Origin of the sequence: Kingella kingae (genome assembly GCF_900475905.1) — a bacterium.
Classification (GTDB): Bacteria; Pseudomonadota; Gammaproteobacteria; order Burkholderiales; family Neisseriaceae; genus Kingella; species Kingella kingae.
The window spans coordinates 778,871-800,324 of sequence record NZ_LS483426.1; the positions used below are offsets into that span (position 1 = coordinate 778,871).

The 21,454-nt window shown below is 42.4% G+C and carries 17 protein-coding genes and 2 pseudogenes; 11 read left to right on the forward strand and 8 right to left on the reverse strand.

The features are described 5' to 3' along the window. Positions 1 to 11: 11 nt before the first annotated feature. From DQN52_RS04215 to DQN52_RS04225, 3 genes are read left to right on the forward strand one after another with little or no spacing between them, the layout of a single operon-like run. Entirely contained in the window at positions 12 to 1,079 is a 1,068-nt protein-coding gene (locus tag DQN52_RS04215) for an AAA family ATPase (protein WP_003785289.1), read from the forward strand. After that, positions 1,079 to 2,800 (forward strand): hypothetical protein, encoded by a 1,722-nt coding sequence (locus tag DQN52_RS04220; RefSeq protein WP_003785290.1) that lies wholly within the window; start codon positions 1,079 to 1,081, stop codon positions 2,798 to 2,800. Before DQN52_RS04215 ends, DQN52_RS04220 begins: the two co-directional genes overlap by 1 nt. After that, positions 2,797 to 3,702, forward strand: a complete 906-nt coding sequence (locus tag DQN52_RS04225; RefSeq protein ID WP_003785291.1) for a hypothetical protein — start codon at positions 2,797 to 2,799, stop codon at positions 3,700 to 3,702. Before DQN52_RS04220 ends, DQN52_RS04225 begins: the two co-directional genes overlap by 4 nt. Before the next feature lie 14 nt (positions 3,703 to 3,716). On the opposite strand, the pseudogene DQN52_RS04230 reads toward DQN52_RS04225, so the two are convergent. After that, positions 3,717 to 4,112: pseudogene (locus tag DQN52_RS04230) on the reverse strand (IS5 family transposase); the annotation flags it as partial. A 74-nt stretch (positions 4,113 to 4,186) separates the two neighbouring features. On the opposite strand from DQN52_RS04230, the pseudogene DQN52_RS04235 reads away from it, so the two are divergent. Further along, a pseudogene (locus tag DQN52_RS04235) lies at positions 4,187 to 4,891 on the forward strand (IS1 family transposase). Positions 4,892 to 4,958: 67 nt separating this feature from the next. Further along, positions 4,959 to 6,266, forward strand: a complete 1,308-nt coding sequence (locus tag DQN52_RS04240; protein ID WP_032827582.1) for a DUF2130 domain-containing protein — start codon at positions 4,959 to 4,961, stop codon at positions 6,264 to 6,266. Positions 6,267 to 6,307: 41 nt separating this feature from the next. On the opposite strand, the gene DQN52_RS04245 is transcribed toward DQN52_RS04240, so the two are convergent. Genes DQN52_RS04245 through dndC form a run of 4 tightly spaced genes read right to left on the reverse strand, consistent with a single transcriptional unit; the run spans position 6,308 to position 11,302 of the window. Further along, complete coding sequence (locus DQN52_RS04245; protein ID WP_003785295.1) at positions 6,308 to 7,891, reverse strand: FtsK/SpoIIIE domain-containing protein; 1,584 nt, start codon at positions 7,889 to 7,891, stop codon at positions 6,308 to 6,310. Positions 7,892 to 7,900: 9 nt separating this feature from the next. After that, the gene (locus tag DQN52_RS04250) at positions 7,901 to 9,961 is read right to left on the reverse strand and encodes an AAA family ATPase (protein WP_003785296.1); all 2,061 of its coding nucleotides are present in this window, start codon (positions 9,959 to 9,961) and stop codon (positions 7,901 to 7,903) included. 4 nt (positions 9,962 to 9,965) lie between these two features. Beyond that, positions 9,966 to 10,187, reverse strand: a complete 222-nt coding sequence (locus DQN52_RS04255) for a DNA modification system-associated small protein (protein WP_003785297.1) — start codon at positions 10,185 to 10,187, stop codon at positions 9,966 to 9,968. Then, positions 10,184 to 11,302 carry a DNA phosphorothioation system sulfurtransferase DndC gene (dndC, locus tag DQN52_RS04260; protein ID WP_003785298.1) on the reverse strand — a complete coding sequence of 373 codons (1,119 nt, stop codon included), beginning with the start codon at positions 11,300 to 11,302 and terminating at the stop codon, positions 10,184 to 10,186. Before dndC ends, DQN52_RS04255 begins: the two co-directional genes overlap by 4 nt. A 79-nt stretch (positions 11,303 to 11,381) precedes the next feature. On the opposite strand from dndC, the gene DQN52_RS04265 reads away from it, so the two are divergent. From DQN52_RS04265 to DQN52_RS04275, 3 genes are all read left to right on the forward strand, one after another. Beyond that, positions 11,382 to 11,639, forward strand: a complete 258-nt coding sequence (locus DQN52_RS04265) for a helix-turn-helix domain-containing protein (protein WP_026036269.1) — start codon at positions 11,382 to 11,384, stop codon at positions 11,637 to 11,639. Beyond that, positions 11,636 to 12,097: a hypothetical protein gene (locus tag DQN52_RS04270; RefSeq protein ID WP_003785302.1), complete on the forward strand. Its 462-nt coding sequence runs from the start codon at positions 11,636 to 11,638 to the stop codon at positions 12,095 to 12,097. Before DQN52_RS04265 ends, DQN52_RS04270 begins: the two co-directional genes overlap by 4 nt. An 83-nt stretch (positions 12,098 to 12,180) precedes the next feature. After that, positions 12,181 to 13,611: an MFS transporter gene (locus DQN52_RS04275; protein ID WP_003785304.1), complete on the forward strand. Its 1,431-nt coding sequence runs from the start codon at positions 12,181 to 12,183 to the stop codon at positions 13,609 to 13,611. A 63-nt stretch (positions 13,612 to 13,674) separates the two neighbouring features. On the opposite strand, the gene rfaE2 is transcribed toward DQN52_RS04275, so the two are convergent. The 3 genes from rfaE2 to DQN52_RS10925 are packed head-to-tail and all read right to left on the reverse strand — an operon-like array spanning position 13,675 to position 17,193. Continuing rightward, a complete protein-coding gene (rfaE2, locus tag DQN52_RS04280; RefSeq protein ID WP_003785306.1) occupies positions 13,675 to 14,166 on the reverse strand; it encodes a D-glycero-beta-D-manno-heptose 1-phosphate adenylyltransferase in 492 nt (163 codons plus the stop codon). A 57-nt stretch (positions 14,167 to 14,223) separates the two neighbouring features. Further along, on the reverse strand, positions 14,224 to 17,016 hold the full coding sequence (locus DQN52_RS04285; protein WP_003785308.1) for an Rne/Rng family ribonuclease: 2,793 nt from the start codon (positions 17,014 to 17,016) through the stop codon (positions 14,224 to 14,226). Positions 17,017 to 17,031: 15 nt separating this feature from the next. Next, a complete protein-coding gene (locus DQN52_RS10925) occupies positions 17,032 to 17,193 on the reverse strand; it encodes a hypothetical protein (RefSeq protein WP_155114345.1) in 162 nt (53 codons plus the stop codon). A gap of 355 nt (positions 17,194 to 17,548) precedes the next feature. On the opposite strand from DQN52_RS10925, the gene DQN52_RS04290 reads away from it, so the two are divergent. The 3 genes from DQN52_RS04290 (at position 17,549) to DQN52_RS04300 (ending at position 21,444) form a co-directional block, all read left to right on the forward strand. Next, complete coding sequence (locus DQN52_RS04290; protein ID WP_003785312.1) at positions 17,549 to 18,553, forward strand: RluA family pseudouridine synthase; 1,005 nt, start codon at positions 17,549 to 17,551, stop codon at positions 18,551 to 18,553. 30 nt (positions 18,554 to 18,583) lie between these two features. Beyond that, positions 18,584 to 19,939, forward strand: a complete 1,356-nt coding sequence (mpl, locus tag DQN52_RS04295) for a UDP-N-acetylmuramate:L-alanyl-gamma-D-glutamyl-meso-diaminopimelate ligase (RefSeq protein ID WP_003785313.1) — start codon at positions 18,584 to 18,586, stop codon at positions 19,937 to 19,939. Between the two features lie 440 nt (positions 19,940 to 20,379). Beyond that, positions 20,380 to 21,444, forward strand: coding sequence for a 2,3-butanediol dehydrogenase (locus DQN52_RS04300; protein ID WP_003785314.1), 1,065 nt, complete (start codon positions 20,380 to 20,382; stop codon positions 21,442 to 21,444). Positions 21,445 to 21,454: the final 10 nt, after the last annotated feature.

Consider the following 21,454-nt stretch of genomic DNA (forward strand, 5'->3'; position numbering starts at 1 on the left):
GGAGCATATTTATGAGTAATGTTATTCAGAAAATTATTTTTGGCAGTCCTGGTACAGGAAAAAGTCATTTAATTCAGCATAATATTCTTTCATCTTTAATTAAAGATGATGATAAAGAGAAAGAAAAAAAGAAAAGAGAATCTAATGTTGTTAATGTGGTATTTCACCCTGAATACACGTATGGAGATTTTATGGGTAAATTATTACCCATATCAACTGAATCTGGGAATGTAGAATATCGTTTTTATGAAGGACATTTTTTAAAAGCATTATCTTATGCCTATAGAAATTTAGTTCTTGTTCTTGATAAAAACGGTGAGCAATCACGAAAACCTGATAATGTAGTTTTAGTAATTGATGAAATTAATCGTGGTAATTCTTCGGCAATCTTTGGTTCAGTTTTTCAGTTACTTGATAGAGATGATAGTGGTTGGTCTAGCTATGAAACTACACTTAATGGAATAGTATTTGATAAATTTCAAGAGTTAATTTTTAATGATATTAAAACATCAACTACAAAAGGTGGTAAGACAACCAATGAAATTGGGGCATTTAAGGGGGAAAAATTTCCAGATTTACAAAAAGAGATTATTTCTTTGCTTGGATTAGATTTAAATCAAAGGAATATAAAAATTCCACCTAACCTTCACATTATTGCAACAATGAATACATCTGATAGCTCTATTTATTATATGGATACGGCATTCAAACGCCGTTGGGAGTGGCAATTTATCGATGTCAATTCAAATCTCATTTCAGAACTAGGAGTCGCTTTTTATTCGGAAAAAGAATGGGTTGATTTCATTGCTAAACTAAATAACTTTATTAAGTCAAATCATAGTTATATTCGTGGCATTGAAGATAAGCAAATTGGTCGTTACTTCATCAAGGCAGAAAAAAATCAAATCAGTTACGCAGTGATTCAAAGTAAATTGATGTTTTTTATTTGGGATAGTGTATTTAACCGCGATAAGAAACCATTAACTGATTTATTGAAAGTTGATAGAAATGAATTAGTTACGTTTGGTGATTTTGCCGCAAAAGTTAAAGAGTTTATTAAAGCAATTCAGGAAAATTAATGTTTAACTTTAATGAATTAGAAATTGTATACTCAAATGAGCCTAATTGTCTTCGAGGCTCATTTGTGGGTATTCGTCAAGATAAATATTTAGGAAAAATGGCTTTCACTCTGCCAAAAGGTTTTGATAATTTTGAGAAAAATTACGACAATGTTAAAAAGCTATTTTTCTCTATGTATCGTATTTTTAATAAATTTCGTCAAAATAATCAAAATAATAGTAAGCAATTTGATGAAAAGCCAACATCAAAAGACAATGTACAAATTGATAATCATCAAGGAGCATACATTTTTACTGATGAAGATAATAATGAGACTATTTTATATAGCAAGATTGATTTGATTGAGAAAATTTTTGAGACTTATCAAGAGTTGGAAATTGAATCTCTAATTCAAGAAATTGGATTGATTGAAGATGTTGATTATTCAAAAATTGAAAATTATTTGGATAAAGGAATTTATTTAAAAAATAATGCTATTTTTATAGAACATACATTGGGATATAGAAATATTGTCCGTGGTGTTCCATCGGAGTTGATTGAGTTATTTTGTTATATTTATAAAGAGTTGGCTAATGAATTAGAAAAGGAATTATCAGAACAAATTAAAGAAATTGCATTTAATTTCTCTTATCAATATTTAAGCCCAGAACAAAGTTTGTTTTCCGAACATTCATTTGATATGACTATTGGTATATTAAAAGATTGTTTGGATAATATTCATAAAATAACTGCATATAAAAATGCACAATATTGGGATATTTATGAAGCAATAGAACACTTTTTATATGGTAACCTGAAATTTGATGCTGAAAGCAATCAAGAATTTTGGGGTATCGATAATTTTAGTTATATTTGGGAGGAAATGTGTAATTCTTGGATGGCACAGAATAAAGACTATGAAATATTGTATTGTGATACGAATTTACAATTAAATAAATATAGGGATAATTTATCAAGAGAAAAACGAGTTTGGATAGATTATAACCAAATCCAGAATGTTTTTCATATTGAATTAAATGGATTTAGGCGCTGGATAAGACCAGATATTATTATTGAGTCTAGAGAGAATCATGGTTTAAGTGGGAATCCTCTTATCGTTGCCTTAAGTGAAAAAATCTTGAGTATAGAGAAAAGTCCTGTACCTAAAATTTTGTCTCTGTATACAAATCGTATCAATGTGGAATTTAAGCTTAACTCAAATAAAGAAAAAAATTTAAATTCAGATATTTTCGATATATCTAAACAGATTTTTGAAAATTTTGTATTTGAGTTTAAAAATTTACACAAAAGAAAAAGAAATAATCACAATAAATTAAAGGGGTATCAATATGATCCTAAAAATAAATATCATTTTATTTTGAAAAATATTGATGAAACTATTTATGAGGAAATATACCAAAATATACTAAATAAAGGAAATAAATCCAAGCAAGGGCTAAAGAATGTAAAATATATTGTAGATTGGAAGTATTATTCCTATACAGTTTTTGATAATCCAGAATTTCGAAAAGATCCCAGAATTAATTTAAGTATTATAAAATCTAATTTATATGAATTTTGTTTATCTAAAAGCATAAATGATGAAATAGTTAGTCAATTTGGTCTTCCTTTTTATGATATTAAACATGAGGAAATTATTCTTTCTGTTACAGATTTAAATTGTGGAATCCAGATTGTAAAATTAAATTTTCCTAAAATTCAGGAGATTTATCTTAAATGACTGAAATATTTAAAAGTGATTTTGTATTTGGATTGCAAGGTAATAAATATCAGGAGTTTATTGAACAAATTGCAAAACCAATCATTAATGAGATAGTAGAAAGTACTATTTACGATATTATTCAATATGATAAGCATTTATCAGTTAAGGATTTTGAAAATACACAAAATAGTATTGTATCTGATTTATACATAAATTTTTTATACGATATTGAAAAGTCAGATAATCAAGTATTTTTCAAACCTAAAGTATGTATTTCGTTTGATGAGCGATTATGCCAAGATACTTGTCCCAACACGGGTAGAAAAATTGCAACAATTAAAGTTGCAGGTGTAAATTTAGCCTATTTCATTTTGTTTGATGTAAAAGAGTTTTTTGATTTTATTTACAATAATCAATTAGATAAAAATGATGAAAAATCTATTTATCGTGAAAATTCATCATTAAAAGAACAAATGATTGTTAAGAAAGGATATATTCATAACACAAATCAAAATCAAGAAAGAGAATTTAGTTTTGCGCGTATTTCAGTCGATGATGGTATACCACTATACCACGATAGATATGAAATACTCACTTCTTTGAAAGTTGGGGATTTTGTAGATTTGGTATTTAGTTCATCTGAAAAAGATTCAAGATTCCCAAATCAGGTACTGCTATCAGATAATCAAAATGAAATTGAAAATGTGGCAAAAAGATTTCAAGGTATATTAACTTATCCGAAATATACTAAAAAAAACTTTGCTTTCATCAATACAGATGAGGGAATAGAAATTTATGTGCGACCTAGTTTGGCTAAAGATTATTCTCCTTATGAAGAAACATTAGTAGAGTGTATTGCAACACTTGCTGAGAAAGGTTGGCAAGCTGAAGTAATTAAAAATATAGATGGAACTATATAGGTCTTGTTGAACATTCATAGCTTGAGCCATTGATACGCAAGGGCTAGAGCGACATTATTTTCATAATTTCGCTTTAGTTTATCAAACCGTGTAGCAATAGCTCGGTAGTTTTTAATTTTGTTAAATTGGTTTTTCACAACATGGCGACATTTATATAAATGCCAGTCCATATGATGATTACCTTTTTTCTTATTATTTGATTTTACTGGTATATTTGCATGAGTATCTTCAGCTTCAATTTGTTCACGCAAAGGTTCTGAATCATAACCCTTGTCTGCACAAACTATTGATGTTTCACTTAAATCCAATTTAGCAATCCATTCAGGTGCAACTTTAACATCATGTACCGAACCGTCAGTAATGATAAATTCCAAAGGATTGCCATGTGCATCTACTGCTAGATGAATTTTAGGTGGTGTTCTGAAAAGTGTGCTGTAAAAAATAAGCAATAAAAAAGCAGCGAAAACAGAGTATATTTGAGTGTGTGAAAACAGAAATAACTCTAACTTGTCCTCGCTGCCAAGGACAAAATATAAAGAAAAATGGCTACTCTGGCAATCGTAAACAAAAGTATTTTTGTAAAGATTGCTGCCGTAATTTTATTGGCGACCATAACCTTACCTATAAGGGTTGTCATTCCAAAGCTGATGAACAGGTTTGGAGAATGACCGTTAGAGGTTGTGGTATTCGCGATATTGCAGCAATTACGGGTTACAGCAAAGACAAAGTTCAGGCTGCCTTAAAACGCCATGAGTTTGAGCCATTTCCTAAACAAAAACATTACTCTACACTTGAAATAGACGAGTTTTGGACATTTGTCGGTAACAAGTCTAATAAAGTGTGGCTAGTCTATGCCTATCACAGAGAAAGTGGCGAAATTGTCGCTTACGTTTGGGGTAAGCGCGATTTAGCAACAGCGCGAGCACTCAAACGGCGTTTGAAAGAGTTGCGTGTAACCTATGACAGAATTGCGACCGATGACTGGGCTGCATTTTTAAATGTCTTTTCAAATGAAGAATGACATCTAGTTGGTAAGCAACACACAGTTGGCATTGAGGGTAATAACTGTCGTTTACGGCACAAAGTAAGGCGAGCGTTTAGAAAAACGTGTTGTTTTTCTAAAAGTATGTTTTATCACAAGAAAGTTTTTGATTTAGCTTTCTTTGATATTCACTTTGGCATTGTTTAGTTTTGCAGCACACTTTTCAGGACACCACCAAATTTTATCCAATATGTTATTAATTAAAAGGACTTTCATGCACGAAATCAAATGCCCCCATTGCCAAACCGCGTTCACGATTAACGAAGCCAGTTATGCCGACATCTTAAACCAAGTCCGCACGCAAGAATTTCAAGCCGAAATTCACGAGCGATTAGTGCAACACCAAGCCCAAGCCAAAAGCGAATTGGCATTGCAACAAGCGAAAGCACAAACGCAATTTGAACAAACCTTAGCGCAAAAAAATGCTGAAATCGCCCAATTAAACAGCCAATTAGCATCGCATGAAAAAGACAGACAATTGGCCGTTGCTGAAGTTTCAGGCAGCCTGAAAGCGGATTTGGCAACGCGTGAACGCGAAATTGAGCAACTGCGCGCACAAAATGCTGCGTTGGTTGAGCGTATGAATTTGGAGCGTGATTTGGCGATTAGCCAAGCATTGGCGGCAAAAGAACGCGAGGTGCTGGATTTAGAGACTCAACTGAAATTGAGTGAATCAAAAAATGAATCAGAACAACGTGCGCTGCAAGATAAATTTCAAATGGTTTTGAAAATTAAAGATGAAGAGATTGCAGCTTATAGAGATTTCAAGGCGAAGCAGTCCACAAAAATGGTCGGCGAGAGCTTGGAATTGCATTGTGAAAACGAGTTCAACCGTGTGCGTGCGATGGCGTTTCCGCAGGCGCAGTTCGGCAAGGACAACGACGCGTCTTCAGGCAGCAAGGGCGATTATATTTTCCGCGAAACAGACGGGCAGGGCAGCGAAATCGTTTCCATTATGTTTGAAATGAAAAATGAAAACGATGGCACGGCAACCAAAAAGAAAAACGTGGATTTCCTGAAAGAATTGGACAAAGACCGCCGTGAAAAAGGCTGTGAATATGCGGTGCTGGTGTCGTTGCTGGAGGGCAATAACGATTTGTATAACGATGGGATTGTGGACGTGTCGTATTTGTTCCCGAAAATGTATGTAGTGCGCCCTCAGTTTTTCTTGCCGATGATTTCGCTGCTGCGTAATTCGGGGCTGAATGCACTGAAATACAAGCAGGAAGTGGCGACGATGCGCGCACAGAATATTGATATTACAAACTTTGAAAGTGAGCTGGACGATTTCCGTGAGAAGTTTGATCGCAATTATCGTTTGGCGAGCGAGAAATTTCAGTCGGCAATCAAGCATATTGACGAGACAATTAAGCATTTGGAAAAGACAAAAGCGGATTTGCTGGGGGCGGAAAATAATTTGCGTTTGGCGAATGATAAGGCGGAAGATTTGACGGTGAAGAAATTGACGCGCAAAAATCCGACTATGAAAGCGAAATTTGATGCGTTGAAAGATGGGGAATAATAAAAAGCAGCCTGCACATAATTAAAGTGCAGGCTGCTTTTTTATATGTTGTAGCCGTGTAAAAAGCGCGTTTCGCTGCCGTCCCATTTAATTAAATGGTCGCCATAGCCTGCTAATCCTTCCGCACCCGATTCGCCCAAGATGATATTAGACGATTGGTGTTTGCCAACACGCAAGGCAACTTTGGAATTGAGATTGTCGCGCAATCGTCCGCTTAATGTTGCAGAATCAGGGCGTTGTGTTGCCACGATTAGATGAATCCCTGCTGCGCGTGCTTTTTGCGCTAATCGTACCAAAGGCTCTTCGGCGGATTTGTCGGCATCAAATAAATCGCCTGCTTCTTCTACTAAAACCACGCAATAAGGCGGTCTGGCATGGTCGGCTAAATCGCTGACTTTGTTTTTGTGATGTGCTTCCAATAAGCTATATCGCTCTTCCATTTCATCAACCAAATCATGCAAGGTTTGCACCATTTCATCAATTTCTGTGATGACGTTGCCGCCTACTAAATGTGGATAACGCTTAAATTCTTGATAGTCTACGCGCTTGGGGTCGAGAATATACAATTTCACGTCTTTTTCTGAATTTAATTGACACAAACTGTGCAACAAGGCGCGGATAAACACGGATTTGCCTGATTTGGTTTCGCCAGCGACAACGCAATGCGGCGCATCGGTTAAATCGGCAAATTGTGTGTTGCCTGCTTCGTCAATGCCAATGCACACGGGCAATTTTTCGTTTTTGCGCTGAAATTGCGTTAAGGCAGCCTGAAATTCGGCTTTGCCAAAATCGCGCCATTCTTTGCGCGGACGCAAGATTTTCAAATCAAATGTATAAAGCGTACCGCAACTGGTATTGCGTTCTATGCGTAAAGCATGGTCGGCAATATTGAGTTCGCTGCGTAAGGTTTTTTGTTTACTTTCGTTGCTGTCCAAATCGCTGGCTTGTTTGAGTTGCACACGAAAGCAGCCATAGCGCAAGCCATTGGCGATGAGTTCTACTTTTTCGGCAGCTAATTTTGCGCGTTCCAAGGCTTTTTTGACGATTTCGGCATCTAATACAATGCTGTTTTCGTGGTCTGAATGGTCATTATTTTGCAGGCTGCTTGGTGCGGTTTTTTTGCGTGAATTGGAATGTTTTTGCGCTAATTTTGCCAATTCTTCCAAAAATTGTTTTTGTGCGTCCAATTCAGAATGCTCGTTGTTTTTGCGATAGGTATACCACCGCTTTTCCAGCTCAACTGCGCCTGTGTGCCACAAATCTTGGATAAATTGATACAAATCATCTCGCGTGCAAGGTTTGCCTTGTTTCAATTCAAATAGGGCATCGCTTAAATAAGCCAGCCACAATCGCGCTTCTTTTTGAAAACAGGTTTCAAAATTGGGGATTTCGCTGCCTTTGGCATCGGGTGCGGTTTCTAAATGTGGTATTAAATCTTTTGCAAAACAATATGCAATGCAAAACATCGCCCAGTCATAGTTATTATCAAAAGCGGGCAATGCGCCTTGATTGGCTAATTCTTTGCGAACTTCTTGGCTTTTCAGGCTGCCTTTGATTCTGGGTTTCATCAATTCGTGAAACCATTCTGTATCCCAGCCTGTTGCGGTATTGACTTGATAGGACATTGTTTTCCCTTAATTAAAATATTGATTGGCAAGTACATGGGACTGTGCGCCGCCTGTTGGCAACGATTTGGCGCGTACTAAATAGGTGCTGCAAATGTGTTTAGCCAGCTCTTGACGGACTTCGGTGGTGATTTCGGTATCTTGCGATAATAAAATCACTTGTTGCGGCAAACATGTCCAATGGTTGAACAAGCCTTGGCGGTGTCCTGCATCTAAACGTGCAAGCGGTGTATCAATTACCATTGGTGCGTGATAACGGGCAACTTGTGCCAATGCCGATACCAGCGACATAATCAAAATTTGCATTTGTCCTGCGGATAGGGCAGCCTGAATTTTTTCGCCATTGCTACCATACAAACCCAGTTGTCCGCCTGCTTGTACTTCAATGCGTTGAATACGTGGGTCGTGTGCAATATTTTTGTGCAATTTGGTGGCGATGTTGCCCAAATCATTGGCTTTGGTTTGCAGCAATTTATTGGCGAGACTTTCAATCATTTGCTCCATGCGTTTGGCGCGTTCGGATTTTTGGTGCTGTGGCGAATTATTGGCAGATTCTTGGCGCAGTCGTTCTACTTCAAGTTGCCAGCGGTGGGTATTTTTTTCTTCTTGCTCACATTTGGTGCGCGCGCCGCCTAATTTGCCATTTAAATCGTCCAATGCGTGATGAACTTGCTCTAATTCTTCCACTAATTCATCGTTGCCTGTGCCTTTGAGCATGGCAATTTTGCTTGCCATGTCTTGTGCAATGCGTTCTTGTTCGCTGATGTTATCCAAAATTTCGCCAATATTAGACAGGGGCGATGCGCTTAATTGACGGATTTGATTGCGAATATCTACCGATGCACTGGGCGATAAATAATTGTGTTCAATTTGTTCGGCGCAATTTTCAGGCAGCGGATAAAACAAGCTATTCCAGCATTCTCGCACCGCGTCTTTCATTAGTTCATCGGATAAAATGGTTTGTGCAGAACGCCCCAGCACTTCTTTTACTTTGTCGCTGTTTTGAAATTTATTCCAAAAATCATCAACTTTATCGCCAATTTGGTCTTTATTGCTTTCGTAGCCCAAACGGTTGGCTTCTTTTTCCAGTTGTAAATCCAATTTATCCAATCGCGCTTGCGGTAAAAACGCCAATGGCATGGCTAATACCGCTTCTTTCATCGTATCGCGGAATTTTTGCTGCATGATTTCGGCTTCTTTTTGCGCTTTGGCAAGGTCTTCGGTATGCACAATACTGCTGCTTCCGCCCAATGTTTGCGTTAATGTATCTCGGCGTTGGGTGTATTCATTGATTTGATTGAGCAGGGTTTCTTGTTTTTCGCGTTCTTCTTGCAAAATGGCTTCTGCTTGAATCAATTTGCTTTCCGCTTCTTTTAAAGCAGCCTGCACTTTGGCAGAAGCACTGGCGGAAATATTTTGAGTGCGAAATTGACTTAAACTTTCTTTAAGTTGATTGAGCAATGTAATGCCCAGCAAACCCATCAACGCATCTTTTAGCCAAATGCCTGCACCACTTTGTGCGGCGGTTTGCACAATTTTTTCGCCATCAAAAAAGAAAAATGGTGCGTAATCCGATGGGGGAGCAAAGCGGCTAAAAAAGTTGCGTTGTTGTGAAGGAGGAATCAGTTTTTTGCCACTTTGGTCGTTACGCATATACCAAAGCGCATATTCACGCGAATTTTCGGCAGAATATGAGAAATTGCGGTTGGCATCAAAATACCATTTACGCGCGATTTTTAGTGTATGCACCACATCACGACTGCGTAGGCTAATTTCTAATTCCACCGACATGGTGTGATTGCCACGACGCGCTTGGGCTTGATGAAATAAGGCTTGATTGATAAAACGTGGATAGCTGTGTTCTTGCGAATTTAAACCTGCGCGATTCAAATGCACAATCGCATCGGCATCATATAAACCCAAATAAATTGCTTCGAGCAGCGTGGTTTTGCCGTGTCCGTTTTCTGCGCCAATCAACACCAAGTTTTTGCCGTTTTGCGGTTCCGGGAACGTAAATTCTGCATCGGCATACGATTTGAAATTGTGTAATTTAATTTTGCTAATCCACATGGTTTTACTCTTTCCAATAATCTGTATTGCCCAGCACATCATCAAAAGTGGCACGGCGATTGTCGGCGCGGCCACGTTCTTGTTGCGCCATTTCCCATGCCAGCAATTCGGCTAACGCATCTTCGGGTACTTGAAATTCAACAGCGGTTTGACGCAACAATGAACGCGCTGTTTCATCTTGCCACAACATCAAATGTTCTAATTTTTCTTGTACTTCTGCTTTCATTTTTTGCTCCGAGAGTGGGCGTTAATCACGTCTTTTGCCCAAGTTTGTTTAATCCATTCAATTTCTTTATCAGAAATCAGCTCCGCGCCAAAAGCAGCCTGCACTTCCAATAATTTATCCAACATCATTTTTCGCGCTTCAACGGTAAACGGGCCGGGAATGTGTTGCCCGTTTTTGTATTCCACGCGCCCGTTGCGCCGTTCCATTTGGCGATATTCGGGCTTATTGCGAATCTCCACTAACCAATCCCGAAACTCAATCAATGGCAAAAATTCCGTTTTTCCTACATCAACAAAGCCTTGCAGGCTGCGGTCTTTATTCACCACCGTGCAAGTCCAGCAGCCAAAACGACTGGAATTTGTGCCGCAGCCTGGGGCTTCTTCCTGCGATAACACAATCGGACATTCGCCGCCTGCCGCTTCACGATACAAACGAATCAAATCGCCATGCGTACCGCCCCAAGGCGGATTGTTCGTTGCGAGAAATTCCCACACATCATCGGTACTCAAATCCACAATCGGGCGATAAACAAACGCATTGGGCAAATCATTGTGTGGCGTGAGATTGGAATTTTCTAAATTTTGATGGCGTTCAATGCTGGCTTTGCGTGTGGACGATTCATCTTTTCGCACGCCCAATACGATGATTGCTGCGCCGTTTTCATCCACTTTTTGCTTGATGTAGCCGCTGGTTGGTTGAATTTTCAGGCGGTCGGTACACCAACGCATGGAACGGTTTGGCGTGGGATAACCTTTACCAATCAACAATGTCCAAAAGGTTTCTTGCAATTTTGGAACAGTTACTTCCCCAGTTACAGGCAGCCTGAAAATTTCTGCTGCGTTCAAAATCGTATTCAGCGCGTTGCGCATGTGTTGCACGACAAGCGGACTTTCCACTAGCGTGTCATTGGACACGAAATACACGTTTCGCTGACGCAAAGACGGCGGCAATAACAACAGCATTTCAAAAACAAGATGAGCCACCAAAGTGCTGTCTTTGCCACCCGAAAATGTAACAATCCAAGGGTAATGCTGCGCCATGCTTAAATATTCATCAGCAATGTTTTGTCGGATTTCATCAAAAGGCGAAAGGGTTTGAATCGGGATAACAGTCATTTTTGTGGTTCATTTCATCGTTTTAATCTTATTTGCTCCTAAAACAGGTGCAATGCGGATTGTACCTAAAATTGGTGCAATGAGAAACCCACGTTTATCCATACATTCCACAGAACACATGAAGTTGCGACAACTCCTTATTCGGCGGCGACTAGATTTAGGATTGTCGCAACGCGCATTGGCGGAAAAATTAGACGTGGTGCATTCGTTTATCGGCAAAGTGGAAACAGGCGACAGAAGATTAGATGTATTTGAATTTGTGGAATATTGTCATGCGCTGGATTTGAACGCAGCCGACATTTTGCAGCAGCTACAAGCAGAATTGGACGCAGAATGAATCATCAATCATTGTTTTATTACGCGAATGGTTTTAGACAACTACACACCAATTTCACGCACAAAAACAACAAATCGCCACATAAATTTATTCTGATGCTCGCAGTTGTGGCGTTGTATGAAAAAAGCAGCCTACACACAGAAAAAATCATTTTAAGCGATGAATTAAAACAAGAATTTGAACAACAATGGGTGTTGTGGGTACAAAATTCGCATCATAAAATGAACTTCGGCATGCCCTTGTATCACATGAAATCTGAACCGTTTTGGCGATTTCATCTCAAACCAGATAGCGAATCCGAGTTTGAAAACAAACACCGCATGAAAACCTTTTCCAGTTTGTGCGAAGTCGTGGAATATGTGGAATTGGACGCAGATTTGGTTGCGCTGTTCAAGCAGCCTGCAACGTGTCAGATATTAAAAGACGTGCTGTTGGCGCGATTATTTGAAATTCTGTAAAAAAGCAGCCTGCAACTTAAATGTGCAGGCTGCTTTGTCCTATCTGCTAGAATACCGCCTTTTTTCATTCTAATCATTCAATTATGCACCACATAGAAGACAACCCCAATCAAACCTATTTCAGCGAAAATCCCAATTTTCCTAGCAAAATCATCGTATTCACACTATTCATCGGCGCATTTTTCGGCTACCTGAACGACACCTTACTCAACGTCGCGCTAACCAAAATAATGGCAGATTTTCATGTTGATAAAACCACAGTCCAATGGCTCACCACAGGCTTTTTGCTGATTATGGGCGCGTTCACCCCAATCACCGCCAACCTCATTCAATGGCTTGAAACCCGAAAAATGGTCTTGATTACGCAGACTATTTTCATTGTTGGCTCACTCATTTGCATATTCGCCACTAATTTTCCCGTGTTGATGTTTGGGCGCGTGTTTCAAGCGATTGCCGCCGCGTTTTTCGTCCCCATTTTGTTTAACGGCATCTTAACCATTTTCCCACCCAATCAACGCGGCAAAGCCATGGGCGTGATTACCATGATGTTCACCGCTGCCCCAGCCATGGGTCCCACCATTTCAGGCGTGATTATCGACCACCTAAGCTGGCGTTACCTGTTCTGGCTGACCATTCCTTTTATGGTGTTGGCGATGCTATTAGTGAGCAAATTCTTAACCGTAAACCTGAGCGACATCACCAAACCCAAAGTAGATATTCCGTCAGTGATTGCGTCAATACTAGGTTTTGGCGGTTTGGTGTACGCCAGCAGCAATTTTGAATCTTTACCGTTAGCCGTATTCGTCGCCGTGATGATTATTTCTTTGATGATTATCGCCTTTTTCGTGAAACGCCAACTCACGCTAGATGTGCCATTGCTCAATCTACGCGTGTTCGAGTTCAAACAATTCCGTTATGTCGCCATTATTTTGGTGTGCGGCTCGTTTCTGTTTTTGGGCATGGAATTACTCTTCCCCATGTACACGCAACAAGTTTTATTGATGACAGGCACAGCCACAGGCTTAATGCTCATGCCAGCCAGTATCGCCCAAGCGATTGCTGCCCCACTTTTTGGCGCATTGCTAGACAAAAAAGGCGGACGATTCATGTTAATCCCAGCCACGATTGCGCTGCTCGGTTCATTGGGCGCGATGTGGACATTTTTGGATTTACAAACCAACACCATCGTTTTAACAATTTTGTTTACCGCCATGGCAGTCAGCGTCAGCGCATGTATTACAGGCGAAACGCACGGATTAAACGCTTTGCCACGTGAACTCAATCCGCATGGCGCGAGTACTTTAACCACACTCAACCCGATTGCAGGTGCATTGGGCGCAGCGTTTTTTGTTGGCATGACCAGCATTGGCGAAAAAATGAGCCAAGCGACCAATCCGCAGCAAGACATGTTAAACGGCATTCATCTAGCGATGGCTTGCGCGTTTGTGGTTGCCGTGATTGCGTTTGTGTCGGCATTTCAAATTAAAACAAACGATTGGCGTAAAACAGAATAAGCGCGTACAAAAAGTGCAGGCTGCTTTTGAATACAAGCAGCCTGCACTTTTTATGTGATTAAATTACTGACGAATTTTCGCCAACATTTTAGTCGTAGAAGTCTGATGCAAAAACGGAATGCTGTGAACCTGTCCGCCACGCGCCAAGGTTTCTGCTGCACCTACAATCGCATCGGGTTGCCAGTCGCCGCCTTTAACCAGCACATCGGGCTGCACTTGCGCGATTAAATCGGCTGGCGTGTCGCTGTCAAACCACGTTACCACGTCCACGCTCGCCAAAGCCGCCATCACCGCCGAACGATTGGCAAGTGAGTTAATCGGGCGGTCATCGCCTTTGCCTTGTCGCTTGACCGATTCATCGGTATTCAACGCCAACACAAGGCTCGCACCTAACGCCCGCGCTTGGGCAAGATAGCTAACGTGTCCGCGATGCACAATGTCAAAGCAACCGTTGGTAAACACCAAAGGGCGCGGCAGTTGCGCCAATTTTTGCGCCAGTTGCTCGGGCGGCGTGATTTTTTGTTCAAAATCGGGGGTAGGGTAGGGGGTATTCATCGTCTATCCAAGCATGAAACGCCCATTTGCTTAACTGCTGCAAATGGGCATGTTGATTTACTTAATCGTTTCCACCTGAATCATCTCGCTCGGTGCAGAAGCAGCCTGCACTTTCGGGCGGTCGGCATAGTGCAACACAGGCGCAGCAGGCGGGTCAAGACGTGCCGCAGCCGCAATCAATGCGCCCACGCTGGTCTCCACCAAAATCAAGCCCGACGCCGCTGCCAGTTGCACCGCTTCTTCGCGTGAAGTTTTGTTGATAATAGGCGTAGCTGGCTCAACCAAAGCAGCCTGCGCCACAGGTTCTGCGGCAACAGGTTCGATTGCCGTTTCTTCGGGTTTTTCATGCTCCGAATCTTCTTCAATCGCCTGCAACAACGCGGTTGGCGCGGTTTCGCTGATTTCGGTTTCAGGCACAGAAGCAGAATTGTCTGCATCAACCATTTCAGGCAACACCGTTTCCACCGCATCGCGCACCAACAAAGCAGCCTGCACCACTTCGGTGCTTTCATCTGCATAATTTGATGCAATGGCAGCAGGCGCAACGGTCTCAACCGTTTCGTTCATCACATCAACCGCAACCGTTTGGCGTTTAATCAATGTGCTATCGGCTGCCAAATCAGGATATTGCGCCACAACGTGTGCGATGCCATCTTCCACAATCGCGCTCACATGGTTCAAATCCAGGTAATGCTCGATTTTGGCTGCCGATGGAATGCCACGCGGTTTTTGGTTATTGCGACGGTCGTATTTGCTACGTTTTTCGCCACCCAAGTTCACCACCAAAGGTTTTTCTTTTTTGGCTTTTTGTGGGCGATTTTTCGGATTCGCAGCCGCTTGATTAGTCGATTCCGTTGCTGCTGGATTCAATTCCGCTGGCGATTTTGCAGGCTGCTTGCGTGGATTCGGCTCATTTTTGGGGCGCGATTTCTCAACACGTTGCTCTGGCATCGCTGGTGTGGCATTGGTATCAACAGGGCGTTCTTTTTCCGCATCGCGCTGACGATTGTTCGCTTTGCGATTGGTGCGTTGATTGCCGTTTTCGCTTGGCGCAGCGTTTTCATCGCGTGTTGATTTGGGTCGCGCACGGCGATTAGGGTTATTGCGTTTACGATTACCGTCTTTTTTGCTGCCTGAAACCGCTTTTTTCTCCGTTTCAGGTTTGCTGTCGCTACCTGTAAATAAGCGTTTCAGCCAGCCCTTAAAGCTAGACCACCACGATTTATTTTCGTTCACCGTAGGCGCAGGGGTTGCGTGTTTCAAACCGCGTACAGCAGGTTCGGGACGTGCCGCTTTTTCGCCTTTTTTGTTGGCAAACGGCACGCTGTCGGATTTTTCAGGTTCAGCCACACGTTTATAGCTTGGGTCGGCATTTTCATCTACATCATCAACTTTAATACGCGAAATTTCGTAATGCGGATTTTCCAAATTCGGATTAGGAATCAAAATAACCGACACGTCCAAACGCTCTTCCATGCCAAACAATTCAGCGCGTTTCTCATTCAACAAGAAAGTTGCCACATCAACAGGCACTTGCGCGTGAACTTCGCCTGTATTTTCCTTCATCGCCGCGTCTTGAATCAAGCGCAAAACGTGCAGCGCAGTCGATTCAATACTGCGAATCACACCCGTGCCAGCACAACGCGGACACGCAATATGGCTGCTTTCCGCCAAAGCAGGCTGCAAGCGTTGGCGTGACAATTCCAACAAACCAAAACGCGATAATTTACCCATTTGCACACGCGCACGGTCTTTTTTCAGCGCATCACGCAAAGTTGTTTCCACATCGCGTTGATGTTTCGCGTCTTCCATGTCAATGAAATCAATCACAACCAAGCCGCCCAAATCGCGCAAACGCATTTGACGCGCCACTTCTTCCGCCGCTTCCATGTTCGTGCGGAAAGCCGTTTCTTCAATGTCCGAGCCACGAGTAGAACGCGCCGAGTTTACATCAATAGAAACAAGGGCTTCTGTGTGGTCAATCACAATCGCACCGCCGCTTGGCAAATTCACCGAACGCGCAAACGCCGTTTCAATCTGCTGCTCAATTTGCAAGCGCGAAAACAAAGGCGTGTGGTCTTCATAGAGTTTCAGCCGCGACAAATTATTCGGCATCACATAACTCATAAATTCAGACACTTGCTCGTAAACTTCGGGATTATCTACCAAAATTTCACTAATATCAGGGCGGTAATAATCGCGAATCGCACGAATCACAAGCGAGCTTTCCATAAACAACAAATACGGCTGTTTATGCGCGGCTGCCGCGTCTTCAATCGCACGCCATAATTGCAGCAGGTAATTGAAATCCCAGTTTAATTCTTCCGCGCTACGACCAATGCCAGCCGTCCGCGCAATAATGCTCATGCCGTTTGGCACATCTAATTGCGCCATCGCTTCTTTCAATTCAGCACGGTCTTCGCCTTCAATACGGCGCGACACACCACCGCCACGCGGATTATTTGGCATCAGCACCAAATAACGACCCGCCAAACTAATATAAGTCGTCAAAGCTGCGCCCTTGTTGCCGCGTTCATCTTTTTCAACTTGCACAATCAGTTGCGTGCCTTCTTTCAACACGTCCTGAATACGCGCCTTGCCGCCTTCGTAATCGCGGAAATAAGCGCGTGAAATTTCTTTAAATGGCAAAAAGCCATGGCGGTCTGTGCCGTAATCCACAAAACACGCTTCCAAAGACGGTTCAATGCGCGTTACCACGCCTGTGTAAATATTGCCTTTGCGTTGTTCTTTGCCGAGTGTTTCAATGTCCAAATCCAATAGGGTTTGTCCATCAACGATTGCCACTCGCAATTCTTCGGCTTGCGTGGCATTGAAGAGCATTCTTTTCATGTTATACCTTTATTTTCAAAAGATTAACACGTTTTCGGTTTGATAACTGCTCGCGTGTTGGCGCGGAAAATACGCGCTGCGATGTGTGCAGTTTTGACGATAATAAAGAGCGTTTTTGAAAATTGCAGGCTGCTTTAAATACAAAACGTATTCCGTAGGGTGGGCATTGCCCACCATTTAAGTATCACATTAACGCTGATTTTGGTGGGCAATGCCCATCCTACAATAATATTTTGGTTATGTATTTTCAGGCTGCCTGAAAGTTATTTTATTTAAATGAATAATGTTTAAGCCATCGTCTAATTTTTATATTTCAAACAATATTTTCGCTGCCGTAGGCTTGTGGCAACAAAAAGGAAAACGTGTAAATTACTTTTTTTGTAAAATGGCGACATACGGCTTTTTAGCAATCAATCGGTGTGCAGGCTGCCTAAAAATCATTTTTCACATTAAATCAAAGCCGTATCACTTGCAAACACCGTGTTTTAGGCAGCCTAAATGCTGCTAAAACAAGTTTCGGATTATAGAGAAAATGCCCCAAATTAGCAAAGAAATAGTCAATCACATTACCATTCAAGAACATGAAGCAGGGCAACGCCTTGATAACTATCTGATTAAAATATTAAAAGGCGTACCCAAAAGCCATATTCATCGCATTATTCGCGCTGGCGAAGTGCGCGTAAACAAGGGGCGCGTGAAACCCGATTATCGCATTGAAAATAAAGATTTAGTGCGTATTCCGCCGATTCGCATTGCGGAAAAAGATGTTTCAGGCAGCCTGAAAAATGCGCCCATTCCTGCGCGTGAATTTGACATCGTTTTTGAAGATGATGCGATGATTGTAATTAACAAGCCGAGCGGTGTGGCGGTGCATGGCGGTTCGGGCGTGAGTTTTGGCGTGATTGAGCAGCTTCGCCAATCGCGCCCTGACGCGAAATATTTGGAATTGGTTCATCGGCTTGACCGCGACACAAGCGGTTTGTTGATGATTGCGAAAAAGCGTTCTGCGTTGGTTAAATTGCATGAAATGCTGCGAAACGACCACCCGAAAAAGATTTATTTGGCGTTGGGCGTGGGGACATGGCAGCCTGAAAATCGCCATGTGAAACTGCCATTGATTAAATACACGGGCGCGAATGGCGAAAAAATGGTGCGCGTTGGCTCTGATGCGGACGGGCAATCGGCGCACACGATTTTTCGCGTGTTGAATACGTTTTCAGGCAGCCTGATGCATTCGGTTGGGATTTCGGCGTTGAGTTTGGTTGAAGCGACTTTGAAGACAGGGCGGACGCATCAAATTCGCGTACACATGCAATCGCAAAATTGCCCGATTGCGGGCGATGAGCGTTATGGCGATTATCAGGCGAATAAGCGTTTGCAAAAATTGGGGCTGAAACGTATGTTTTTACATGCTTTTGTTTTGGAATTGAATCACCCCTTGACGGGCGAGAAATTGCATTTAAAGGCGGATTTGCCAAAAGAATTGCAGAATTTGTTGGATAATTTGCAGGCTGCTTTTGGCTTGTCGGGGGTATAATCGCGCTTATTTTTAACACGAGATTTCATCATGCAACATATTCACATCATCGGCATTGGCGGCACATTTATGGGCGGACTGGCGCGAATCGCCAAAGAAGCAGGTTTCAAAGTTACAGGCTGCGATGCGAAAATGTATCCGCCGATGAGTACGCAATTAGAAGAATTGGGCGTAACCGTGTATGAAGGCTTTGATGCAGCGCAACTTGATGAATTTAAAGCCGATATGTATGTGATTGGCAATGTCGCCAAGCGCGGCATGGACGTGATTGAAGGCATTTTGAACAAAAATCTGCCCTATACATCAGGACCGCAATGGCTGGCTGAAAACGTGTTGCACAAAATGTGGGTGCTGGGCATAGCTGGCACACACGGCAAAACAACCACCGCTTCCATGCTCGCGTGGGTGTTGGAATATGCAGGTTATGGCGCAGGTTTTTTGATTGGCGGCGTACCGCAAAATTTCAGCGTTTCCGCACGTTTGCCGCAAAACGACAGCGCGTTTTTCGTAATTGAAGCGGACGAATACGACACCGCGTTTTTTGACAAACGCAGCAAATTTGTCCACTATCGCCCACGCACCGCGATTTTGAACAATTTAGAATACGACCACGCCGACATTTTCCCCGATTTACACGCGATTCAAACGCAATTTCATCACTTGGTTCGCACCGTTCCCAATCAAGGCTTAATCGTGGCAAATGGGCGCGAAGAATCGCTGCACGAGACCATTGAGCGTGGCTGTTGGACACCGATTGAATGGTTTGGCAATCAGGCTGGCTGGCAAATTGCGAACGTGGGTGCGGACGGCAGTTTTGACGTACATTTCAAAGGCGAACACGTTGGACACATCGCGTGGGAATTGCTCGGCGAACACAATCGCATGAACGCATTAGCCGTGATTGCGGCAGCGCGACACGTTGGCGTGAGCGTTCAGGCAGCCTGCGAAGCGTTGAGCCAATTCAAAAACGTGAAACGCCGCATGGAAATCAAAGGCGTGGAAAATGGGGTTACCGTTTACGATGATTTCGCGCATCACCCGACCGCGATTACCACGACTGTGGCAGGTTTGCGCGACAAAGTGGGCGCGGCGCGAATCATTGCCGTATTAGAGCCACGTTCCAACACAATGAAACTCGGCACGATGAAAACCGCACTTTCAGGCAGCCTGAAAAATGCCGACCAAGTTTTCTGTTATACTGGCGGCGTGGATTGGGACGTGGCGGACGCGCTTGTACCGTTGGGCAACAAATTGCACGTTGGCAAGGATTTTGATGAATTTGTGAATGCGATTGTGGCGGCGGCGAAATCGGGCGACCATATTTTGGTGATGTCTAATGGCGGATTTGGCGGCATTCATGATAAATTGTTGGCAAAGTTGAAGTAATATAGTTAATGCACTTATCTTTTAATACTGCGTTGCCAACGCCCTTATGTACTATTCGTACACGGCGGGCATTGTCGCCTTGTATTAAAAAATTATTGCATCAACTATAAAACAAGAAGTGCAGGCTGCTTTTTGCTGAAAATGGGCAAAGTAGCCTGCACTTTTTATTGTGTCTTTGATTTGCATTAAATATATAGTGAATTAAATTTAGATTAGTACAGCGTTGCCGACTCCCTCATGTACTAGCTGTACACGGCGGTCGTTGTCGCCTTGTCCTAATCTAAATTTAATCCACCATAGTAAATTTTTATTGAATACAATGGCTTATGATATATAATAACGAATTGTAAAATGTATCAATTTGTCAAAAACCGCCTGCGAAATTTTGCTACAATATAATCAAATTTCATCGATTTCCCAACCACTATGGAGTAGTAACTATGAAAGCAGCACGTTTTTATGACCGTGGCGATATTCGCATTGAAGATATTCCAGAACCTGTTGTTGCCCCTGGCACAGTGGGTATTGATGTCGCTTGGTGCGGTATTTGTGGTACAGACTTACATGAATTTATGGAAGGCCCGATTTTTATTCCGCCTTGCGGACATCCACACCCCATTTCGGGCGAATCTGTGCCTGTGACAATGGGTCACGAATTTTCGGGCGTGGTGTATGCCGTGGGCGAGGGCGTGACCGATATTCAAGTGGGTCAGCACGTCGTGGTTGAGCCTTATATTGTGCATGATGACGTGCCAACAGGCGAGGGCAGCAATTATCATCTGTCCAAAGACATGAACTTTATTGGTTTGGGTGGCTGCGGTGGCGGTTTGGCGCAAAAAATTGCCGTTAAACGCCGTTGGGTGCATCCGATTTCCAACAATATTCCATTGGACCAAGCGGCTTTGATTGAGCCATTGTCGGTGGGTCATCATGCGTTTGTACGCAGTGGTGCAAAAGCAGGCGATGTGGCTTTGGTGGGCGGTGCAGGCCCGATTGGTTTGTTGTTGGCAGCGGTATTAAAAGCCAAAGGTTTAAAAGTTATCATCACCGAATTGAGCACGGCGCGTAAAGAAAAAGCCAAAGAGTCGGGCGTGGCAGATTATATTCTTGACCCATCGCAAGTTGATGTGGTGGCAGAAGTGATGAAATTGACCGACAACCAAGGCGTTGATGTGGCGTTTGAATGTTCGAGCGTGAACGCGGTATTGGATACGATGGTGGCTGCGTGTCGCCCAACGGCAAAAGTGGTGATTGTGTCGATTTGGAGCAAACCTGCTAGCATCAATATTCACAGCGTGGTGATGAAAGAGCTGGACGTGCGTGGCACAATCGCGTATTGCAACGACCATGCGGAAACGATTAAATTGGTAGAGCAAGGCAAAATCAATTTAGAGCCGTTTATTACTCAACGCATTAAATTGGACGAATTGATTTCCGAAGGCTTTGAGCGTTTGATTCATAACAACGAATCTGCGGTTAAAATTATTGTGAACCCAAATTTGTAATGTGATGGAT